This window comes from Neorhizobium petrolearium, from assembly GCF_017873175.1.
In the GTDB taxonomy this organism is placed as follows: Bacteria; Pseudomonadota; Alphaproteobacteria; order Rhizobiales; family Rhizobiaceae; genus Neorhizobium; species Neorhizobium petrolearium.
Window position 1 is genome coordinate 163,941 of the sequence record NZ_JAGGJW010000009.1, and the last position, 19,704, is coordinate 183,644.

21 protein-coding genes and 3 pseudogenes are annotated in these 19,704 nt (G+C 59.7%); 14 read left to right on the forward strand and 10 right to left on the reverse strand.

What is annotated here, in order from left to right; genetic code table 11:
* Positions 1 to 18: 18 nt before the first annotated feature.
* From J2046_RS18375 to J2046_RS18385, 3 genes are all read right to left on the reverse strand, one after another.
* Positions 19 to 1,110: a formylglycine-generating enzyme family protein gene (locus tag J2046_RS18375; protein WP_210054295.1), complete on the reverse strand. Its 1,092-nt coding sequence runs from the start codon at positions 1,108 to 1,110 to the stop codon at positions 19 to 21.
* A gap of 319 nt (positions 1,111 to 1,429) precedes the next feature.
* Complete coding sequence (locus J2046_RS18380; RefSeq protein ID WP_210054297.1) at positions 1,430 to 1,567, reverse strand: hypothetical protein; 138 nt, start codon at positions 1,565 to 1,567, stop codon at positions 1,430 to 1,432.
* A gap of 32 nt (positions 1,568 to 1,599) precedes the next feature.
* Entirely contained in the window at positions 1,600 to 2,436 is an 837-nt protein-coding gene (locus tag J2046_RS18385) for an AraC family transcriptional regulator (RefSeq protein WP_210054299.1), read from the reverse strand.
* 116 nt (positions 2,437 to 2,552) lie between these two features.
* Here J2046_RS18385 and J2046_RS18390 point away from each other — a divergent pair, with 116 nt between their 5' ends.
* Genes J2046_RS18390 through J2046_RS18400 form a run of 3 tightly spaced genes read left to right on the forward strand, consistent with a single transcriptional unit; the run spans position 2,553 to position 5,705 of the window.
* Positions 2,553 to 4,616 (forward strand): FUSC family protein, encoded by a 2,064-nt coding sequence (locus J2046_RS18390; protein ID WP_233469968.1) that lies wholly within the window; start codon positions 2,553 to 2,555, stop codon positions 4,614 to 4,616.
* On the forward strand, positions 4,606 to 4,821 hold the full coding sequence (locus tag J2046_RS18395) for a DUF1656 domain-containing protein (RefSeq protein WP_210054303.1): 216 nt from the start codon (positions 4,606 to 4,608) through the stop codon (positions 4,819 to 4,821). Before J2046_RS18390 ends, J2046_RS18395 begins: the two co-directional genes overlap by 11 nt.
* Positions 4,818 to 5,705: an efflux RND transporter periplasmic adaptor subunit gene (locus J2046_RS18400; RefSeq protein WP_210054305.1), complete on the forward strand. Its 888-nt coding sequence runs from the start codon at positions 4,818 to 4,820 to the stop codon at positions 5,703 to 5,705. The genes J2046_RS18395 and J2046_RS18400 overlap by 4 nt, the downstream gene beginning before the upstream one ends.
* Positions 5,706 to 5,779: 74 nt before the next feature.
* On the opposite strand, the gene J2046_RS18405 is transcribed toward J2046_RS18400, so the two are convergent.
* The gene (locus J2046_RS18405) at positions 5,780 to 6,949 is read right to left on the reverse strand and encodes an MFS transporter (protein ID WP_210054307.1); all 1,170 of its coding nucleotides are present in this window, start codon (positions 6,947 to 6,949) and stop codon (positions 5,780 to 5,782) included.
* The gene (locus J2046_RS18410; RefSeq protein WP_210054309.1) at positions 6,946 to 7,284 is read right to left on the reverse strand and encodes an antibiotic biosynthesis monooxygenase; all 339 of its coding nucleotides are present in this window, start codon (positions 7,282 to 7,284) and stop codon (positions 6,946 to 6,948) included. The genes J2046_RS18405 and J2046_RS18410 overlap by 4 nt, the downstream gene beginning before the upstream one ends.
* Positions 7,285 to 7,392: 108 nt before the next feature.
* On the opposite strand from J2046_RS18410, the gene J2046_RS18415 reads away from it, so the two are divergent.
* A complete protein-coding gene (locus J2046_RS18415; protein ID WP_210054311.1) occupies positions 7,393 to 8,280 on the forward strand; it encodes a LysR family transcriptional regulator in 888 nt (295 codons plus the stop codon).
* A gap of 361 nt (positions 8,281 to 8,641) precedes the next feature.
* Here the strand turns inward: J2046_RS18415 and J2046_RS18420 are convergent, their stop codons facing one another.
* A complete protein-coding gene (locus J2046_RS18420; RefSeq protein ID WP_210054313.1) occupies positions 8,642 to 9,139 on the reverse strand; it encodes a hypothetical protein in 498 nt (165 codons plus the stop codon).
* A gap of 715 nt (positions 9,140 to 9,854) precedes the next feature.
* A complete protein-coding gene (locus tag J2046_RS18425) occupies positions 9,855 to 10,109 on the reverse strand; it encodes a FitA-like ribbon-helix-helix domain-containing protein (RefSeq protein WP_210054315.1) in 255 nt (84 codons plus the stop codon).
* Between the two features lie 211 nt (positions 10,110 to 10,320).
* Between J2046_RS18425 and J2046_RS18430 the strand changes: the two genes are divergently transcribed.
* Entirely contained in the window at positions 10,321 to 11,256 is a 936-nt protein-coding gene (locus tag J2046_RS18430) for a LysR family transcriptional regulator (RefSeq protein ID WP_210054317.1), read from the forward strand.
* Here J2046_RS18430 and J2046_RS18435 read toward each other — a convergent pair.
* Both J2046_RS18435 and J2046_RS18440 read right to left on the reverse strand, forming a co-directional pair.
* Positions 11,207 to 11,944, reverse strand: coding sequence for an SDR family oxidoreductase (locus J2046_RS18435; RefSeq protein WP_210054319.1), 738 nt, complete (start codon positions 11,942 to 11,944; stop codon positions 11,207 to 11,209). The genes J2046_RS18430 and J2046_RS18435 overlap by 50 nt on opposite strands.
* A gap of 301 nt (positions 11,945 to 12,245) precedes the next feature.
* Positions 12,246 to 12,356 (reverse strand): annotated as a pseudogene (locus tag J2046_RS18440) (carboxymuconolactone decarboxylase family protein); the annotation flags it as partial.
* 164 nt (positions 12,357 to 12,520) lie between these two features.
* On the opposite strand from J2046_RS18440, the pseudogene J2046_RS18445 reads away from it, so the two are divergent.
* Both J2046_RS18445 and J2046_RS18450 read left to right on the forward strand, forming a co-directional pair.
* Positions 12,521 to 12,862 (forward strand): annotated as a pseudogene (locus J2046_RS18445) (N-formylglutamate amidohydrolase); the annotation flags it as partial.
* Positions 12,855 to 13,079: pseudogene (locus J2046_RS18450) on the forward strand (urocanate hydratase); the annotation flags it as partial. The pseudogenes J2046_RS18445 and J2046_RS18450, both read left to right, overlap by 8 nt.
* Positions 13,080 to 13,260: 181 nt before the next feature.
* Here the strand turns inward: J2046_RS18450 and J2046_RS18455 are convergent.
* Entirely contained in the window at positions 13,261 to 13,926 is a 666-nt protein-coding gene (locus J2046_RS18455) for a GntR family transcriptional regulator (protein WP_210054321.1), read from the reverse strand.
* 139 nt (positions 13,927 to 14,065) lie between these two features.
* Here J2046_RS18455 and J2046_RS34250 point away from each other — a divergent pair, with 139 nt between their 5' ends.
* The 7 genes from J2046_RS34250 to J2046_RS18490 are packed head-to-tail and all read left to right on the forward strand — an operon-like array spanning position 14,066 to position 19,569.
* On the forward strand, positions 14,066 to 14,587 hold the full coding sequence (locus tag J2046_RS34250; protein ID WP_210054323.1) for an ureidoglycolate lyase: 522 nt from the start codon (positions 14,066 to 14,068) through the stop codon (positions 14,585 to 14,587).
* Between the two features lie 2 nt (positions 14,588 to 14,589).
* Entirely contained in the window at positions 14,590 to 15,498 is a 909-nt protein-coding gene (locus J2046_RS18465) for a polysaccharide deacetylase family protein (protein ID WP_210054325.1), read from the forward strand.
* Between the two features lie 32 nt (positions 15,499 to 15,530).
* Entirely contained in the window at positions 15,531 to 16,394 is an 864-nt protein-coding gene (locus J2046_RS18470; RefSeq protein WP_210054327.1) for a substrate-binding periplasmic protein, read from the forward strand.
* A 55-nt stretch (positions 16,395 to 16,449) separates the two neighbouring features.
* Positions 16,450 to 17,121, forward strand: coding sequence for an amino acid ABC transporter permease (locus J2046_RS18475; RefSeq protein ID WP_210054329.1), 672 nt, complete (start codon positions 16,450 to 16,452; stop codon positions 17,119 to 17,121).
* Positions 17,122 to 17,130: 9 nt separating this feature from the next.
* Entirely contained in the window at positions 17,131 to 17,811 is a 681-nt protein-coding gene (locus tag J2046_RS18480) for an amino acid ABC transporter permease (RefSeq protein ID WP_210054331.1), read from the forward strand.
* On the forward strand, positions 17,808 to 18,776 hold the full coding sequence (locus tag J2046_RS18485) for an NAD-dependent epimerase/dehydratase family protein (RefSeq protein WP_210054333.1): 969 nt from the start codon (positions 17,808 to 17,810) through the stop codon (positions 18,774 to 18,776). Before J2046_RS18480 ends, J2046_RS18485 begins: the two co-directional genes overlap by 4 nt.
* A gap of 22 nt (positions 18,777 to 18,798) precedes the next feature.
* The gene (locus J2046_RS18490) at positions 18,799 to 19,569 is read left to right on the forward strand and encodes an SDR family NAD(P)-dependent oxidoreductase (protein ID WP_210054334.1); all 771 of its coding nucleotides are present in this window, start codon (positions 18,799 to 18,801) and stop codon (positions 19,567 to 19,569) included.
* The last annotated feature ends 135 nt before the right edge of the window (positions 19,570 to 19,704 follow it).

Genomic DNA, 19,704 nt, shown 5'->3' on the forward strand with positions numbered 1-19,704 from the left:
CACAGGCCGTTTATAACGTCACTGCCGGTCCCAACTTCTGTCGTCCAACGAAACCGCAACGCGAAAGCCGACGACATTGGCTCGCACGCTCCACGCCGTATCTTTTTCCCAAACGGGGCCTGGGCTGCCGGGGCCTTCAACGAAGCCCAGCAACTCACGTGGCGCAGCTCCCATGCCATAGCTGGGATGTGCATAGTCGCCTCCACGCGCGACGAAAACAAAGCAGTCGTCTTCTGCCCACGGCGAACCATCGGTAGGCGCTCCGTCGTAGCTCACATGCAAGCAATCCTCGACTATCTCCTGCACATTGCCGGCCATATCGTGAAGGCCCCAGGCGTTAGGTTGAAAGCTGCCGACATCGGCCGTCCAAACGAGACTTTTCTTCTCGGCGCACCGCGCCGCCAAGCCCATCTGATAGCCCGACTTCCGATCGGCAAAGTTTGCGAAGTCGCACGTTCTGGACAGATCGTCGCCCCAGTAGGCGAACGTTTCCGTACCGGCTCGGTAGGCGTACTCCCACTCGGCTTCGGTCGGGAGCCGGTAGCGCTGGCCGGTCCTGTCACTCAACCAATCGAGATAGTCGCTGATTTCTTGTCGCGAGACGCATACGGCAGGTTGCTTTCCCGTCACGGGCAGCCCCGGCTGGGCATAGGAGCCGTCAGTGATGAACACGAAAAAGGCACTGTCACGTGCTTCGTCGCTCTTGGGATGAAGCGTTCCCTGATACTTCATTCCCCACTCGCCTGATTCCGCCATCCGGATTGCGCAGTTGCCGCCGACCTTCGCCTGCGTCTCCGCGACATACGCAGCAAACTCGTCGACGGTGACCTCGAACCGACCAAGTGCAAAGGCGTAGGCGATCTCGACACGATGCTGCGGAACGATCCAATCGCTGAAACCAAGCAGTTCGATATCGCGTTCACTCGCTCCCATCAGGAAACTTCCCGGCGGGATCACGACCATCTCCGGGCATCGCTCGCATCCCTCGAAGGTCGACAGAGGGTCCAATTCGGCTGCGATGGAGGGTGGCAGCGGCAGAAAAAACGCTGGCAATAGACAAAGCAAAGAGACTGCCTTTTTTGTCCGACCGATCTTCCATGCGTTCAACATGATTTCCCGCTCTTATTTCCCAAGCATACTAACATGAGATGAGCAAAATGGTACGCTCCGCACAGCCATTAAAACCGCTTCGCCCGGTATAGTCCGTCCTCTCAGCTGTTGGCACCGGTCGGACTTTTGCTTGTTAGGCAGTTCGCAGATTCACAGGGCAGGGATATTGCGAACAATCGTCACACAGTTAGATAGCAGAAACAATCACATAAGAGTGCCCAGTTTCATCCTCTCCGGCGCGCCAAATTTGCCATTTCCAAGATGTCAACACCGAAAATTGCCACCCATTGCCGCTAGAATTGTGTCCGCGCGAGGAGCGTCAAATAGCCGAGAGGCGAAAAGCGTAATAACGGCGGTGATCGGCGGTGAAAAGTTCGAATCGTTTGCGGCCGAACGACGTATTTTGGCCGAAGGAAAAGCCCGCATATTCGTCCGCTTTGCGCCCATCATCGGCCATCCGGGAGCATCGACCGACAATACAAAAATCAGTTATTCTTTAAGCGCCGGTTTCGGAGCTGTGAGCAGCGTCGCCCTGCGTTGCGCGAAATACTGTGCCGGCGTACTGCCCAACGCCTTCTTGAACATCGTGATGAACGCATTGATCGACTCGTATCCCAGTTCGGCGGCAACATTTTGCACCGTCTCGCCGCTGGCCAGTTCACGAAGCGCGACGACAAGGTGGAGTTGCTGCCGCCAGCGCCCGAACGTCAGTCCCGTCTCGCGAGTCAACAGTCGCGCCAGCGACCGCTCGCTCATTGCGACCCGCTTCGCCCAATCGCTCAGTGTACTGCGGTCTGAAGGCTCGATCGTCAGGGCGTCTGCCATCGCCCGGATCTTCGGATGGTTGGAGATCGGGAGGTTGAACCGCTCATGCGGCATCTGCGCAAGTTCGTCGAGGATCACCCGCGCGATCCGAGCGGCATGGCTGTCGGCAAGATAGTTCGCATGCTCGCGAGCAAGCCGATCGACCATCTCGCGGATCATCGGGGAAACCGAAAGCGTACAATTATTCTCCGGCAGGTTCGCAACTCCGGGTTCCACGAACAGATAGTTGAGCCGTGCATTCGCAGTTGCTCGGGCGCTATGCGGCATGCCACCGGGAATCCAGACCCCGCAATTGGGGGGCACGATCCAGATCTCGTTGCCCGCGATGCAGGTGACGGCGCCGCGCAAGGCGAGGATCAACTGGCCCTTTCGATGCACATGCAAAGGTATTTCCGCCTCATGATCGGCGAAGTCGAGCTGATAGGCAACCGCCGGCAGCGGCGTGAGGTCGGGATCGGAAACGGAAACGGCGGATCGGGGCATGGGGATAAGGATGGTCATATTTAGGGATTTTTTGTCAGGATACCGAATTTATTTGCTTTTGCAAATCGATCACAACTAGCGGCATGAACACCGCGCAGCCCATAAACACCCCCTCAAGCAAGACCGTTGCAGCCATGTTTAAAGCTGGAACGAGCTTCCTTCGCACGCCGGCCCTGAAGGCGGATGCGGACGCGATCCTCTTTTCAGCGAAGAGCTTCGCCGCCGCGATGCTGGCCTATTACATTTCGCTGCGGATAGGGCTTCCCAAGCCGTTCTGGGCCATCGTCACCGTCTACATCGTCTCGCAGACCTCCGCCGGAGCGTCACTCAGTCGTGGCGTGTATCGCTTTGCCGGGACGCTTCTCGGCGCGATCGCGACGGTCGCGATCGTCCCGAATTTCGTGAACGACCCGATCGTGTGCAGCGCGCTGCTTACGGGCTGGATCGGTCTGTGCCTGTTTTTCTCGCTGCTCGATCGCACGCCGCGCGCCTATGCCTTCGTTCTCGCCGGCTATACCGCGAGCCTGATCGGGTTCCCGAGCGTGCTCGATCCGGGCGCGGTTTTCGAGACTGCGTCCGTGCGCGTCCAGGAAATCTCGATCGGAATTCTGTGCGCGGTCCTGATCCATCGTTACGTCCTGCCGAAACACATGACCGGCCAATTCACCGGCAAGCTGTGGGCTACGCTGCGGGACGCCCGTCGCCTGGCGGGCGACGCGCTCAATGGAACACCAGGACAAAACCGTCGCGACCGCCACCAACTCGCAGCGAACCTGCTTGCCATCCAGGGGCTTGCGACGCATCTGCCCTATGATCCAGCCCCCACGCCACGACGCCAGACGCGGCAACTCATTCATGACCGGCTCGCCCGCTTGCTCCCGCTCGCGGCCGAGATCGAAGGCCGGATTGAGGCCCTTGGCACAGGCGACGGCGATGCGCCCGACGAACTGATCGCATTGGTCGGCGACGTCGGGGCCTGGATCGCAAATGTTGTGACGGAAGACCGGGAGGTTGGCGCAGCCCAACTGATCGCGCGCGCGCGATCAGTCCAGAAGCGCTTTGGCTCAGACGCCGCGACGCCCGGCGACAGGCTTGCCGCCAATCTCGCCGGTCACTTGGCCGAGATGATCGGTATGCTTCAGGACTGCGACAGACTGGGGCGGAACATCGCGGCGACCGGGCGATTGCGAGATACCAGGTCGATTTATGGGCCGAAGTGGGCGAAGGGCTACGTCTATCACCGCGATCCGTGGATGGCGGCTCGCACCACGGTCGGCGCCGTCGTCGGCATCCTCATCGGCTGCGCCTTCTGGATCTGGTCGGCCTGGCCGGAGGGCGGAATGGCCGTCTCCATTCTCGGCGTGTGCTGCACCCTATTCGGCAATTTTGATGCGCCAGTGCCATTTGTCGTCAAATATATCCTCGGCACGATCTTCGGGGTCGTAATCAGCCTCGTCTACAGCTTCGTCATCCTGCCCCAGGTTGCGGACTTCCGGGTTCTTGTTGCGGTGCTCGCCCCGGCGTTCCTGTTCGCCGGGTCTCTCCAGGCACGCCTGCCGATGACCTTCATGGCGCTCGGCATCACGCTGACCGTTCCGATCCTCTCGGGTCTGGGCACCCATTACACCGGCGACTTCGCCGCCTCCCTCAACAGTGTGATCGCGCTCTTTGCGGCGGTGGGATTCGGGGCGGTGAGCATGTCCCTGTTCCAGACCGTGCCGGTCGATGCGGCGATCAACCGCTTGCTTCGCTTGAGCCGCCGGGACGTCGGCCGGCGCGCGCTCGGCGCTGCGCCCAACGAAGCGCGCTGGGCGAGCCTGATGATCGATCGGACAGCCCTGCTGCTGCCAAGGTTGCGGGTGTCTGCAAAAGCCTATTCGAATGTACTCGACGATACGCTGCACCATCTTCGTATCGGTCATGTTGCCGGACAGCTTCGCAAGACGATCCCGCAGATCAAGGGTGAGGCCGGCGTCGAACTGAGCGAACTTCTATCCGCGATCGCCGGGCGCTTCAGTGGCAGGAAGTCGTCAACGCCTGCCGACCTCCTCTACCTCGATCGGCGCATCCAGACCTTGATCGAGACTACGGCGAGCAGCGCGCTCGGGAACCGCCTGCGGATTGTCGACCTGCTCATTGACCTGCGGTTCGCGCTCAGCTCCCCAGCAGACAGGAGGGCCACAACTCATGATCGTTGATCTCAATGTCGGGGGTGTCCTCATCCCCGGTTTGGTGGTGCTCGCGTTCATCGCGCTGGTCGCCACAATGGCGACGCTCCGCCTGTTCGCCGCCGCCGGCCTCTATCGCCTGTTCGCTTATCGGCCGCTCGTCGAGCTCGCCACCTTCGTCATCATCTACGGTCTGCTCGTGCAGTACCTGCCATCGATCGGACTCTTGCCTTGAAGCCTTTTCTATCCCTGCTTGGCCGCTATGCCCTGACCCTTTGCCTCGTCGCTGTATCCGCTTTTATCGCGCTGAAGGCGTGGAGCCATTACGAGCGGACGCCCTGGACCCGCGACGGACGGGTTGGCGTCAATGTCGTGCAGATCGCGCCGGAGGTCTCCGGCACGGTCAGCGCTGTTCCCGTGGTTGACAATCAATATGTGCGCCGGGGCGACATTCTTTACGAGATCGACCCCGAGCGGCTGCGGCTCGCAGTGGCATTGGCTGAGGCTGAGGTCGAAGCAAAACGTCAGGATATGATCGTTCGTCAGGCGACGGCGCGGCGGCACAGCCAGCTCAAGGATGTCGTCTCCCAGGAAGCCGTCCAGCAATCGGGCGGAGCGGCCGCTGTCGCCAGCGCCGCCTATCAGTCAGCGGTGGCGGCGCTCGATCTGGCCAAGCTCAACCTTGCCCGCTCGACCGTCCGCTCACCGGTCGATGGCTATGTCACCAATCTGAGGCTGCGTCCGGGCGACTATGCGACGGCCGGCGTAACGAAGGTCGCCATCCTTGACGCCGCCAGCTTCTGGATCACGGGCTATTTCGAGGAGACGAATATCCGGCAGATCCGCGTTGGCGATCCGGTGCTGATCATGCTGATGGGCTTTGATCAGCCAGTTTCTGGCCATATCGAAAGCCTCGGTCGCGGGATCGAGAACAGCAACGACGCGCCCGGTCATTTCGGCCTGCCCAATGTGGCGGCGACATTTTCCTGGGTGCGTCTTGCCCAGCGCATTCCGGTGCGCATCCATATCGATCGGGTGCCGTCTGGCGTCGAACTCGCGGCGGGCATGACCGCGACCGTCGAGATCATCCCCGCGACCGCCAAGCCCGGACGAAGATGATCACTATGTCTACGCTATAGCACTCTAACGCCGCACAAGGCGACAATCCGGACCAAAGCTTGAATCGCGCTTCGTCAAGTCATGCGTTCTGCGCCAGCGCGGCACCCCATGCACAGCGATGATCCGGCAGCACCGACAAGCAGGGCGAGACCTGCCCACGACAACCCGCCTGCTCCTGCTGTTTCGAGAATAACACCGCCCATGACGGCCCCGCCAAAAATGGCGATGTTCCATGCCGTGACGATCATCGCCTGGGCCACGTCGGCCGCAGGACCGGCAGCATGCGCTGATGCGGTCTGAAAGAGCGTCGCCGACCCGCCAAAGGCCAGTCCCCAGATAAGTGCGGCCCCGTAGATCGCCAACGGTGCTCCGGTCGTCACCGCAAGTATCAAGACCGCTACAAGAAACAGGCCGATGCCGGTGAAGGTCAATGGTCGCAGCCATTTGTCGATCAACACGCCCGTCAGACCGATACTGACAAGTGCGGCCCCCCCGAAGACCAGAAGGACGCCGTCGATTTGGTCGGCCAAGCCGTTACCGGCCAGAAGTGGTGCGATGTAGGTGTAGAGGAGGTTGTGGGCCAGGACGAAGCAGAGCGTCATCGCCAGCACCGGGCGCACGCCCGGAACCGCAAAGACCTGGGCCAAGGAAGGGCGTTGCGTTTCAGGCTCGCCGGCGAAATCCGGCACCTTCGCGATGGTCCAGCCAGCCAGCAGCAACGCGATCACGCTGAGCAATCCGAAGGTCAGTCGCCAACCGGCGAGGTTGCCGATAAATGTGCCGGCCGGGATGCCGATGGAGAGCGCCAACGGCGTCCCCGCCATCGCAATGGCCATGGCCCGGCCCGCGAGGCCGGGCGGCGCCATGCGAACAGCATAGCCGGCCAGCAACGCCCACAGAAGGCCAGCCGATACACCGCCGACGAAACGTGCCGCCATCGCGACGATGTAACTCGCCGTAACGGCCGTAATCAGATTGGCGATAGCGAAGCCGATGACGGCGCCGAGCAGGAGCGGTCGCCTGCGCCAGCTTCGCGTTGCTGCCGTCAGCGGGATCGCGGCAAGCAGCGATCCCAGCGCATAGATACTGATCCATTGTCCCGCCATGGCCTCGCTCACCCCGAGCGCCCCTCCGATCTGCGGGAGCAGACCGGCGGGCAGGGCCTCCGTCAGGATGGTGACGAAACCGGCAACCGCCAGAGCGCATAGCCCCGCTACCGGCAGCCGTTCGACCTGCGTCGTCACGCTGAGGCCTTCGGCAGCACCAGGTCGCCAACGGTGTAGGTGTGAAACTCGCTGGACGAGACGGTGTCGAGCTTGTGGAACTTTTCGAGGAATACCGGATCGGAAAAGAAAATCTCGACGTCGCCGGGGTCGGAGATCGCCTCGATATTCACGACCGTCAGCCCATCCGTACTCTTGGCGAGGTTGCTCCACAGAAAGCCAGGCTTCCGCTCGGCGACATAGTGGACGACATCCTGGATCAACCTGAAAGCCTCGTCCTGCTTGCCAGGATGAACGTGGATCACGTTAACGATGAAAGTCGTCGGGGTGGGCTGGGTCGTGAAGGCGGGGATCATGTGCGTCTCCTTGGTTTTGGAAGGCCAAGGGATAGCGGACGGATTGCTACGGAAAAATAGGCCATTGTTCCGGTGACTACGGAGCACAATTCCTGTAAAGATCGAGGGATGGACAAACTCACGGCATTCGATGCCTTCGTGCAATCGGCTGAAACCGGCAGCTACGTGGCGGCTGGCCGCAAGCTCGGCCTTTCCGCTTCTGCGGTTGGCAAGGCGGTGGTCCGCCTGGAACAACGGCTGGATGTGCGCCTGTTCCATCGCAACACGCGCAACATGACGCTCACCGAAGAGGGGCGGCTGTTCCTCGAACGCTGCCGCCGCATCTTCGAGGAGGTCGAGGCAGCGGAAGCCGAGCTTGCCCGATCCAATCGGACGCCGAGAGGGCGACTGCGGGTCAGTCTGCCGCTGGTCGGCATGCTGCTGACACCGGTTATGGCCAAGTTCATGCGCGCCTGGCCGGAGGTGCAGCTAGACCTGGATTTCAGCGACCGGTTGGTGGACGTGGTGGAGGAAGGGTTCGATGCCGTCATTCGCACCGGGCAACCATCGGACAGCCGCCTAATGAGCCGCAATGTCGGGCGGTTCAAACTGAAAATCGTCGCCTCGCCCGACTATCTGGCAAGATGTGGCGTGCCGGAAACCCCTGACGATCTGGTGCGCCACCAGTGTCTTCACCAGCGTTCGCCCAGCACCGGCAAGCTACGGCCCTGGCCGTTTGCTCGTGCGGAAAGGCAGGCGAAGATCATCCTGCCCGAACGGATGAGCGCGACGGCGGTCGATCCTCTGATCGAGCTGGCAATTGAGGGCCTGGGGATTGCCTGTCTTCCGCCCTTTGCGATCCGTGGCGAGATCGCTGACGGCCGTCTCGTGTCGATTTTGGACGAGTGGGTAGAAGAGACCGATCAGTTCAATGTGCTCTGGCCGGCCAGCCGCCAGATCACGCCCAAACTGAGGGCGTTCGTCGACTTTATGGCCGAGCATCTGCAGCCGCAATAGGCGCAGCAGATCATGTCGATGCGGCTGTTTTGGTGGTGGGCGGAGCTGCGGCGGCTTGGCGCGCGGCACGGAAATCGGCGGCGTTTGCGTAGCTATCGCGCACGGTATCGCGTCATAGCGTAGAATCAGCGGAACGGAGAGGATTCGAACCCAGCTTAAGGGAGGGCTATAGCGTAGACATAGTTCTCGTCTTCACCCGGCGCGGCGCGCCAAATACCGCCGATTCTTGATCGCCACATAAATGCGGACTTGATTGCGCTCCCTAGGTTCGTCCCTGTGAGCGGTTATGTGGGCCATTTGCTCCGGTACTTTTGTCCAAGCAACCACCGAGTTGTGTCTGGGCACCCTTATCCGCGCAATATTAAACGGCTCGCCAATCAGTGTCGCCCTCCGTGAACAGATAGGCCGCAGCTATTGAACTAGTCGGCATATTACCGATATGGGCTGCTTCGACGTGGGGCATGCAACGCCTTCCTCGTCCTTCCTTCTTGCACTGCTCCCAAACAACATCTCCACTCAACAGTGAGGCCGCTTGAGCCACGTGGTCGATTTCGAGCCAGACAGAGTGGCTCCACTCAGGACGATAGGGGATTAGGGCTTCGAGCGACGAGGAAGGACACCTCTGGCGGTATCGATCAAGATTGAAATCCTCCGGAAAGTCGAAGAGTGAAAAACCTCCGATGTGACGGACAAACGGATACCAGCGTGGTCCCTCCCGAGTGCTCCAGCGCTGTTCGTTGCCTATGGCTGGTTCAGGCCGGATAACACCATCTGACATGATGAGCTGATATCGCTCATGGCTGGTTACATGCCACAATTTGCCGAGAAGCCTTGAATTGATAAATTCATCGATTTTCATTGAGACACCCTCCAACCACGAGAGTACACCGAGGGCTCGATATTCGAGTCGTGTTGGCGTTGCCTCTTCTATTATTCATGCGTCATCCCCATGACCAACGACTTCACTTATTTATTAATGGCGACAATTGTCGGTTTTGCATGATTGCCATCGCTGGACTGGCTCTCGGCCTCGTCCTCGGTTTCGCGGGGGGCCATATCCATATGAAAATTCGGAAAGGCGCTCTTGAAGCTGAATGGGCATGCGGCTTAGTCTCTCCCGTAGCTGATTTAATCGCCGGATTTTTAAAGGCCGTAGAATACTTCAGCTGCCGACGGCCGTACGCTACTTTAGGAGGTCGGTAAGGTTCTGCCGAGACGGGGAGAAACAGGAACCTGAGGAAAACGCGGGTTTCGACATACAGTAGCGCTTACCGATTTGCGGATCGGCGCATACACTCCCGGTTTTCCGCTATTCGCTCCATTAAATCCGCTATCACAAGCACCTCGCACTTTCTCCCAGCTTCCTTGGCGAAGCTTGAAAGCTCCTCCTGCAACATCACTTTCCCCTCAGCGTCATTTCCACCAATCAGATAGGAATCCAAAATCATGGCAGGCCCCAAAGTGAGGCGACGGGTTGCCCCTTGTCTTCATCTTTGGTCACAGCCCGTTCAAGGCGACCACTGCCTCATCAGGAGCCGGTTTCCAAGGCTCGGATATAATGTTGGTGTCCAAGATCATTCGAAGGTCATGGGTTCAGCAGGCGTCTTGTCGCGACTTTTCTGCAGGGCCTCGAAGTCGCTGTCGGAAAGCTCGGCGTCACGACTAATAGCCGTCAGTAAAGAGCCAAGCTTAACACGTTCGGGGAGACGAACAGTGGCCTCAATAATGTCACGGATCTCGGCCTCGGTGCTTCGGCCATGATGAGCCGCTCGCACCCGCAAGGTACGATGTGTTTCGTCAGAAAGATTTCGAATAGTGACTGCAGGCATTGATATCATCTCCATAGAAATGATGCATTGATGTCAAAACATGCCGGCTGACACCAGCTTTCAAGAGGTTCATTAACGAGGACGAAAACCCTATCTGTTCAGGTATTCTGCCTTGATGGGATTGGCGCTATCGACTTAGCTATTTTTCGAATCGTCGTGACAGTAGAATTGCGCCAATGCCTCCACGATGCCCGAGACTCCGGAGCCTGCGATGCACCCCCGCCAGTTGAAAACCTTCCTCGCCATTGCCCGGCACGGAAACCTGACCCGCGCCGCCAGCGAGGCGAATCTCGCTCAATCGAGCCTCAGCGACCAGGTTCAGGCGCTCGAGGCGGAACTCGGAACACAGTTGCTCCTGCGCTCCCGACAAGGCGTCGTCCTTACACCGTCAGGCGAAGTGCTCAAGGCCTATGCTGAGGAAATACTGGCGCTGAACGAAGACGCGAAGACAGCGATCCGAGCAGTTTCTTGTGCAGGGACGCCAACGCTGACAATCGGCACGCTGGAGACAATTGCCGCCGAAAGACTCACTCCCTTCCTGGCTCGGTTCCGGCACCTCCATCCGGACCTTGTTCTTACGTTAAAAATCGCTGGCAGCGGCGAACTGCAGCGCCGCCTTGAGGAAGGCTTGATCGATGTCGCCATCACCTTCGATCGTGGCGGCACAGACAAGCGCTTTGTCAGCCGCCTTCTTTCGCGCGAACCGCTGGCGCTGATCGCAGCCGTCAATGCCAGCGTAACCTCGCCTGAGAATATTGAAGATCTGGCTTGCCTACCCTTCATTGCGACGGAGACCGGTTGCGTCTATCGCCGTCTCTTCGACACCGCCTTCGATGAAGCCGGCGTCGGCGCGCCGAAGGTCGTGACCCAGGCCGACAGCATCGCCACGATCATCCGCCTCGTTGCATCAGGCGTTGGATGCGGGCTTGTGCCTCGCCTGGCACTTGGCAGCGACGACAGGCGCGCCGACATCATCGAGCTTCCCTGGCCCGGCGTCGTGCCGACAGCTTCTATGACCATGGTTTGGCGCCGCCGGCGGATTCAGCCGCCGGCACTTTCCCACCTGGTGTCTGCGGCAAGCGACGGCCTTCGTTCGCTCAGACCAGCCGATGACCGCCTTCAACATGAAGGACAGTCCCTGTCGTAAAGCCGTTGCCGATCAGGAAGCAGATCGCATCGGCTATGTCTTCTGGCCGCCCGACGCGGCCGGCAGGCAGGCGCTTCGCCATTGCGTCCAGCGTCGCCTGCTTGGCGTCACCGGCAACGAAATTCCAAATGGGAGTATCGACCCATCCTGGCGACACTGCATTGATGCGTAGCGGTGCAAGCTCGACTGCCAAGGCCCTCACCAATCCCTCTAATGCGGCATTGATGGCCGCCACGACGGACCCGCGCGCTGCCGGCCGATAGGCTGCCACGCCGGATGTGTAGACGATCGACCCCAATGGAGGCAGGTGCGGCGCGCCGTATTTGGCCAGCAGCAGCGGCCCGTAGAACTTGCTCTCGACCATGCGCTGCGCCGCCGAAATCTTCAAGTCCGGCAGGAACTGGTAGGCGCCCTCGATGTCCGCTGCCGTGCTGACAATATGATCAAGCGACCCCTGATCGCGAAAGAAGCGGGCTATGTCCTCTTCCTGGGTCAGGTCGAGGGCGGCCGTTTTCAGGTTTGCGTGATTGCCGAGGCTGCGACGCGCGGCGTCCAGCTTCGCGATGTTTCGTCCGGCAATCGTGACGTCCGCTCCCTCGGCCAGGAGCCGGCGCGCAAGCGCAAGCCCCATGCCGGAACTTCCGCCTACGACTAATATCTCCGCACCCTTTATCTTGATTTCCGTCATCTGCGATCTCCTTGTTGGAGAGGAGTAAATGACTGATGCGAGGCGGCGGAAAAAACGGAAGAAATCGATGGTGCAATCGGTTTCTCCGATCGTGACCATGCGGAATGACGATGCGGCCACTGCGAGGACCGTCATTGCGCTGAATGCCGCGTCTGTAGCATCGATGGCGATGCCCGCAGGCGAGGCATGTCTTTGGGGACGGCGCTAGCAGGATGGGCGCCCGTTCCAGTCGGAACCACGATCTGGCGACCGGGAATCGCGGTGAAAGCACCGGCCGCGGATCAAGGATCGGAGAGGTTGATCACGCCGCTTGCCCATTCTGGCCGGCAAACCGGGCGGCGAAAACTTCCTTGGCCGCAAACAGCCCGTTGAGTGCTGCAGGAAAGCCGGCATAGACCGCCATCTGGATCATGGGTGTTGTCACATAAACCCGCTGTCAGTGAGTGAGGCGTACGTGCCCGCCTCCCCGACGTCGCAATGACCTCATATGGCTCGTGCTCGCCTGTCGTCTCGCAAACACTTCGAGATGATCGAAGCGATCCGCGCCTACGACAAGGAAAGGTAGAAGCAGCTTGCATCCACGGCGTCGCCGTACTTTATGATTGCCACTCCATCCGCTCGCACATCCCCTTCCCCTTCGAAGGCAAGCTGCCGGATTTCAATATCGGAACGGATATGGGCAAGACCTGCGACCCGGCGATCGAGCAGGCGACCGTCTCCGTCGCCTCGGCTGCGGCGGGCTACGACAGCATCCTGAACGGCCGCTTCAAAGGTGGCTGGACGACACGCCATTACGGCAGGCCGGAAACCGGCGTCCACGCCATCCAGATGGAGTTGGCGCAATCCCAGCATCTTGCAACAGAAGCGACGCCCTTCGGCTATGATGGCGAAGAGGCAGACAATCTGCGCATTCATCTCGCTGCATCACGGCGGCGGAGTCGGAATGGGTTTTTCTCAGCATTCCGGCATGGTGATCTGCTGCGGCGGTTCCGAAGATGCCGATCGCCGTCTCGAACACGTGCTCTGAAACGACCCGGCGACCGGTGTCATGCGTCACGCGGATGCGGGTTACGAGATCGCGCTCGATTGCGCCAGGGAAAAAGGCCTGCGGCTTCCCGGCATTCTCGACAACTGACCCCGATGCATATCCTTCGCACCGCAGACTACAAGCGCATGCCTTGGAAAAACGGCAAGGGAGAGACGGGGTCCGGCGCAGGAAGCCGAGAGCCTAGCTCGGGTTTGACCCGTGGAAAGGCTCACCATCCATCGCATGAATCAGGTTGAGTTAAGGCTCTTGTTTACGGGATTACCCTGCATCAATCGGTGAAGAGCCAGCGCATGAAACGTTCGCGGACGCGATCGATATGGTTGGACATTGCCTCGCGCGCCTCGTCGGGTTTCTTCTCGGCGATCGCCTGCAACACGGCTATATGTTCGAGCGCCTGTTGCTCGAAGTTTTTCTCCATGCGCACGACATGCGCCATCCTTGCCTTGTCGCGCAGATTGCGGATGTACTGAGCGAGCATCGGCTTGCCGCTGGCGTAAGCAACGAAGAGGTGGAACTCGTCGTCATATTCCCAGAAGGGATCGAAGTCCAAGCCCGGATCCGCGGCGACCGCCCGGCTCTTTTCCAAAAGCGCGTCGACGCTTCCGGGCGAGCTGCGATGAGCGGCTTGCGCGGCCGCCTCCCCTTCGAGGAGCCGACGGATGACTAGGATTTCCATTAACTCTTCGACTGCGACCTGCCTGATGACGATACTGCCATTGGACAGGCGCGATACCAGTCCCTCGCCGACAAGGCGGTTGATGGCGGCCCTCAACGGCGTCCGCGAAGCATTGATCTGTTCGGCAAGCTTACGTTCGGTGAACACATCTCCGGGACCAAGTTCACGAGCCAGGATGAGGCTCCTCAGATATTGATAGGCCTGTTCGGATATTTTCGTCTGATCCCGCCCGGAAGTGGGAATTGCATCGTCCTTCACATTCAATCCTTGAGATTTTTCCTCGCCAAGATCCTCTTAGACGATAGGAGCCCATCAAGCAATCCACTGGGATCCCATTGGTATATTTCCTGGTGATTTCCCCTTTACAAAAAGAACTTTTTATCCCTACATTTGCCTCGTGTCCCGCTGGTATCCCAGTGGGATCTATTGGGGGCGTTGTGTGATCCGGATTGTTAAAAAGCTCAATCAAACTGATTTCTCGGAATTTGGCGACGTCATCGAGCATCGCGGCGATCAGCGCCGGAGCCCGCTCTCAATCGACTTCACCAAAGACCGTGCCGACATCCATCGTGCGTTTTGGGTTTCCAAGGTCGTTGAGGCGACGCATCTTCCCGCGCAGATAAAGTTCATGGAGCGGCATCCCTATTCCGATCAGGCGTTTGTGCCGCTCCGCGATACCCGTTTCCTCGTCGTGACCTGCCCCAGCAATGCGGACGGCAGCCCGGATTTGGAAGGCTTGCGCGCGTATGAAGCCGGTCCAGGACAGGGCGTCACGTATAAGCGCAATGTCTGGCATGCGCCGCTTTCCGCATTCACGGCCCCTGCGGAGTTTTTCGTCACCATGGGGGTTACCGACAGGGCGGCCAATGATGAATTCTATGAACTGCCGATCCCGATTGCGCTGGACCGGGAGGCTTGAATATGGCTTCCGCAAGTCACATGACACGGGATTTCGTCGGCTACGGAGCCAAGGGCTATGATCCGAGATGGCCAAATGATGCCCGCTTGGCTTTGAACATCGTGCTCAATGTCGAAGAAGGATCGGAGCCTTCCGTTCCGGATGGCGATCCAACCAGCGAGGCGGCGCTCACGGAAGGTGGCTCGGGTTCGTTTGAAGGTCGCGACCTCGCCGCGGAATCGATGTTCGAATACGGAAGCCGCGTTGGTTTTTGGCGTCTTGCGGGAATGCTGGAAGAGCGCGGCCTGCCGGCAACGGCCATGGCATGTGCTGTAGCGCTGCAGCGCAACCCCGAGATCGCCGACTATTTGCGCACGAGCCAGTTCGACGTCTGCGCGCACGGTTGGCGCTGGGAGCACCATCGAGGCCTGTCGCTGGAGGAAGAACGCGACCGCATCGCCAAGACCGTGCATAGCATAAAAGCCCTGACCGGCACGGCCCCCGACGGCTGGTATTGCCGATATGGCCCCAGCCTCAACACGCGCAGTCTGCTGGTCGAACACGGGGGCTTTTCCTACGACAGCGACGCCTACAATGAGGAATTGCCCTACTGGGTGAAAGTCGGCGAGCGCAATCATCTTGTCGTTCCTTACAGCCTGACCAACAACGACGCGAAATTCATGCGCGGTGCGGTCGCGACCGGGGACCAATTCTTCCAGTTCCTGCGCGACGCATTCGATGTTCTCTACGCCGAGGGCAAGCACAGGCCGAAAATGATGTCGGTCGGGCTGCATTTGCGCGTCGCGGGCCATCCAGGGAGAGCGGCAGGAGTCCAGCGCTTTTTCGATCACGTCTCTCGCCACGACGGTGTCTGGGTCTGCCGCCGCGGCGACATCGCCAGACACTGGCATCAGCACCATCAACCGTCATGATGATCAACACCAGATAGAAAAAGGGGAATCCAATGAAAAGCAGAACAATCAGTCCGATCGCGCTCGTAACCGCCCTGACGGCCCTCGGGTTTTCAGGCCCATCCGCCCTTGCCCAGGACCATCCGCAGGACAAGCCTCTTGTCGTAGGCTCGGATTTCGGCGTCGCGCCATGGATGGTGCGTGGCACCAACGGCCCGGAAGGTTTCGGCGTCGATCTCATCACGGCGATTTCGAAGAAGGTAGGCCGGCCCTCCGTCGACATCCAGGACATCAACTTCTCGGGCCTGTTTGCAGCGCTGTTTGCCAACCGCATCGAATTTACCGTCAACCCGCTGAACATCACCCAGGAGCGGTCGGAGAAAATGCTCTACACCGAGCCCTTCTTCGCGACCGGCAACGGCTTCATCGTCGCCAAGGGCACCAAGCTTGATGGCTTCGAAGGGTTGAAGGGCAAGACGGTCGCCGTCAATCGCGGTACCATCTCCGATACCTGGGCCACGCAGAATGCCGAAAAATATGGTTTCGAAGTCCAGCGCTACGAAACCTTCCCCGACTCCGTCCAGGCCGTCATCACCCGCCGCGCCTTCACCGCCCTGAACGAAATTCCGACGACCGTCTACGCAGCCAGCAAGAACCCGGCGATCGAAGTCGGCTTCAAGGACTTTAACGGGCGCAACTTCGGCTATGCCTTCCGGATTGGCGACGAGGCCTATCGCGACAAGGTCGAGGCGGCCATCGAATGCCTGAAGAAGGACGGCACGATGGCTCGGCTCTACGAAAAGTGGTACGGCGAAAAGCCGGCGGAAGGAACGCCTCTCACCACGGTCTACGTGGGATACGGCGCGCCCGGGTTCAAAGGCCACGATGAAAAGCCACACGATCTATCCTGCAATTGACCTGCCGCAAGCCCGGCGCGGCACATACCGCGCCGGGCTTCATTGCGAGGACTAGATGGATCAGATCCTTGAGAACTACTTCAACCTCACGGTCATGGCACAAGCCTTTCCGGACGTCTTGCGGGGCTTTCTCATAACAGTTCAAGTCGCGGCCTGCGTCATCGTCATTGGCGTGGCGACGGGTTTGTTCTTTGCCTTGCTGCGCGCTACCCGCAATCGGGTTCTCAATGCGCTCGTCACAATCTACGTCGAGGTTTTCCGGACCCTGCCGCAGTTGGTCATCATCATCTTCATCTACTTCGGCTTGCCTTATATGGGCATCGTGTTCTCACCCTTTTTCGCAACCTCGCTCGCGCTCGCAGCCGTGCTCGCGGCCTTTTCGGCCGAGATCTTCTGGGCAACGATCATGGCGGTACCGAAGGGGCAGTGGGAGGCGGCCCACGCATTGGGCGTCTCGCGTCTCGTAACGATGCGAATGGTGATCCTTCCACAAGCCATCCGACTTGCCATTCCGCTCATCACCAACAGGGCGATCGCCATAACCAAAGGCACAGCGCTCGGCGCCGCCATCTCGCTGCCCGAAGCGTTGGGTAGCGCGCAGAGCGCCATGTCGATCCATGCCAATCCTTCGCCCCTGACGCTCGCTGCCGGCTTCTATCTGGCGTTCTTCATTCCCTTGGTCTGGTTAAGCCGGGTCCTGGAAAAACGTTTTTCCCGGTCACAGTGAGACGCTGCCATGGACCTTTTTCTTGAGAATTTCGCCAGCCTCGCATCCTTGCAGCAGATCTATCCTCTGTTGTTGCAGGGCCTTGAACTGACCGTCCTTCTGGCGCTGGTCACCCTGCCATTATCCATCGCGACCGGTCTCGCAGTCGCGATCATCTACAGCTTCGGCGGCTCACTTGTCCGGCGCCTCACGATCCTGCTAATCGACCTGCTGCGATCGTTCCCGGTCATCGTTCTATTGATCCTCATTTTTTACAGTCTTCCGTTCTTCGGGATCAGGCTCGGCAATTTCACCGCCGTCGTGGTTGCACTGACCATCAACAATACGGGATATTTCGGCGAGATATTTCGTGCCGGGCTGCAGTCTATTTCAAAGGGACAGCACGAAGCCGCGGCAGCCCTAGGCCTGCATCGCGGTCACACCATGATGCTCATCATCTTGCCCCAGGTCCTGAAAAAGGTGCTTGCGCCGCTGGCCAGCAACTCGCTGGAACTCATCAAGACCACCTCGATCGCCTCGATGGTGGCACTTCCCGAACTGCTGCGGTCGGCACGCGTCGCTCAAGAGCAGACCTACAACCCAACGCCGCTGACGGCCGCGGCCGTCATCTTCTTCGTCATGCTGTGGCCCTTCTCCCATTGGGTATCCCGAATGGAGAGACGTGCCATCATCGGGAGCAATCAGAGATGAGCGTCGTCATCACCGGTGGCACGGGCTTCGTCGGCCTCGCAGTCACCGAGGCCCTGAAACAAGCGAATTACGAGGTGGTGCTGTTCGGATGCGGTGCCGTTCCCGCACGCTTCTCGGCGGAATTCGGCAACGTCCCTTTCGTAGCGGGGGATGTTACAAATTCTGGCGATATCGACCGATTGTTTGCATCCACCGAGACGCAAGCCGTCATCCATCTGGCCGCCGTCACCCCGGACCGCGAAGCGGAGATAAACGATCCCGCCGCCGTGATCGCCGTCAATGTCGCGGGAACGGCCAATCTCATGCGATCGATCGCGCGCCTGTCACCGCGCCCGCGCCTGATCCTCGCAAGCAGTGTTGCGGTATACGGCGAAGCCGCACCCCAAACGGGCACCTATCGGGAAGACGAATTCATACCCTCGCCGATCAGCCTTTACGGCATCACCAAACTTGCCGCGGAGGCGACCGCCATACGGCTGGCAAAGCTATACGAGATCGATCTGACGATTGTCCGGCTTGGCCCCGTCTACGGCCCCTGGGAATACAAGACCGGCTTGCGCCCGGTCCTCAGTCCGCATGCCCAGGTCGTCGAACTATGGCAGCAGGGCGAAAATGTCGTCTTGCCGCGTGCCCTGAAGGGTGACTGGCTTTACAGCCGGGACGCCGGCGCCGGCATCGCCGCCATTCTCGGCGCGAAGGCACTCAACCACACCGTCTACAATCTCGGCGGCGGCAAGATAAGCAGCGTTGCGGACTGGTGCGAGGACCTACAGTCTCTTCCTGGTCGCCGCGACTGGAAGATCGCGGATATTGGCGAGAGGCCTAACCTGACGTTCGGACTGGCCGCGGATCGCGCCCCTCTCGATATCGAACGGCTTGCGGCGGATACGGGTTTCCGCCCGGCGCTTTCCGGTCGCCCGGTTACGGAAGATTATCTCCGCTGGCTATCCTCGGTGAACGGCTAGATATTCAGAACGGGTAAAGCTCATGCGTCTTGCAAACAAAACGGCCATTATAACGGGCGCGTCCTCCGGAATCGGTCGCGCCATCGCCATCCGTTTCATGGAAGAAGGCGCCAACATCGTCGCGGTCGATATTTCGACGGATGTCGTCGAAGGCGGCAGACCCGTTATCGAGGCGCTGCATGCGATCGGAGGGAACGCCATTTTCCTGCGGGGTGATGTCGCAAGATCCGCCGATGTCGGGCGGGTTTTCGCCGAGGCGCAAACCTGCTTCGGCAGAATCGACGTGCTCGTCAACAATGCCGCCATTCACGCTCCGACACCGCTTGCCGAAACCGACGAGGCCGAATGGGATCGGGTCATGGACGTCAATTTGAAGGGCGCATTCCTGTGCAGCCGCGGTGCGGTTCGCATCATGCTCGAGCAGGAGATTGTCGATGAAGCGCGCGGCAGGATCGTAAATATCTCCTCCCAGCATGGCATGGTGTCGGCTCCGGGCGATTTTGCCTATGGTGTCAGCAAGGCCGGCATCGCCTATATGACGAAGCAGATCGCCGCGGATTACGCTGCGCAGAACATCATCTGCAACGCGGTTGCCCCGGGCAAGATACTGACCGGCAAAGGCGGCCGCGCCGTCCTGCCTGAAATGCTCGAATATTCGCGTCAGCGCACTCCAATGCCGCGTTTGGGAACGCCAGCCGACGTGGCCAATGCAGCTTTGTTTCTGGCGAGCAACGAGTGCACCTACATCACTGGCCACAATCTGCTCGTCGATGGCGGATGGATGGCGGCTTGATTTTTAGAGGCCACCGAAACCTTGGCAATCCCCTTGCGAGCGAGTTGCGAAGGGGTTGCAATTCTTTTGAGAACACCTCGAAACTCTTGAAGGATGCGAACTGAGGGCCATGACGTCTAAAAAATCGCGACAAGC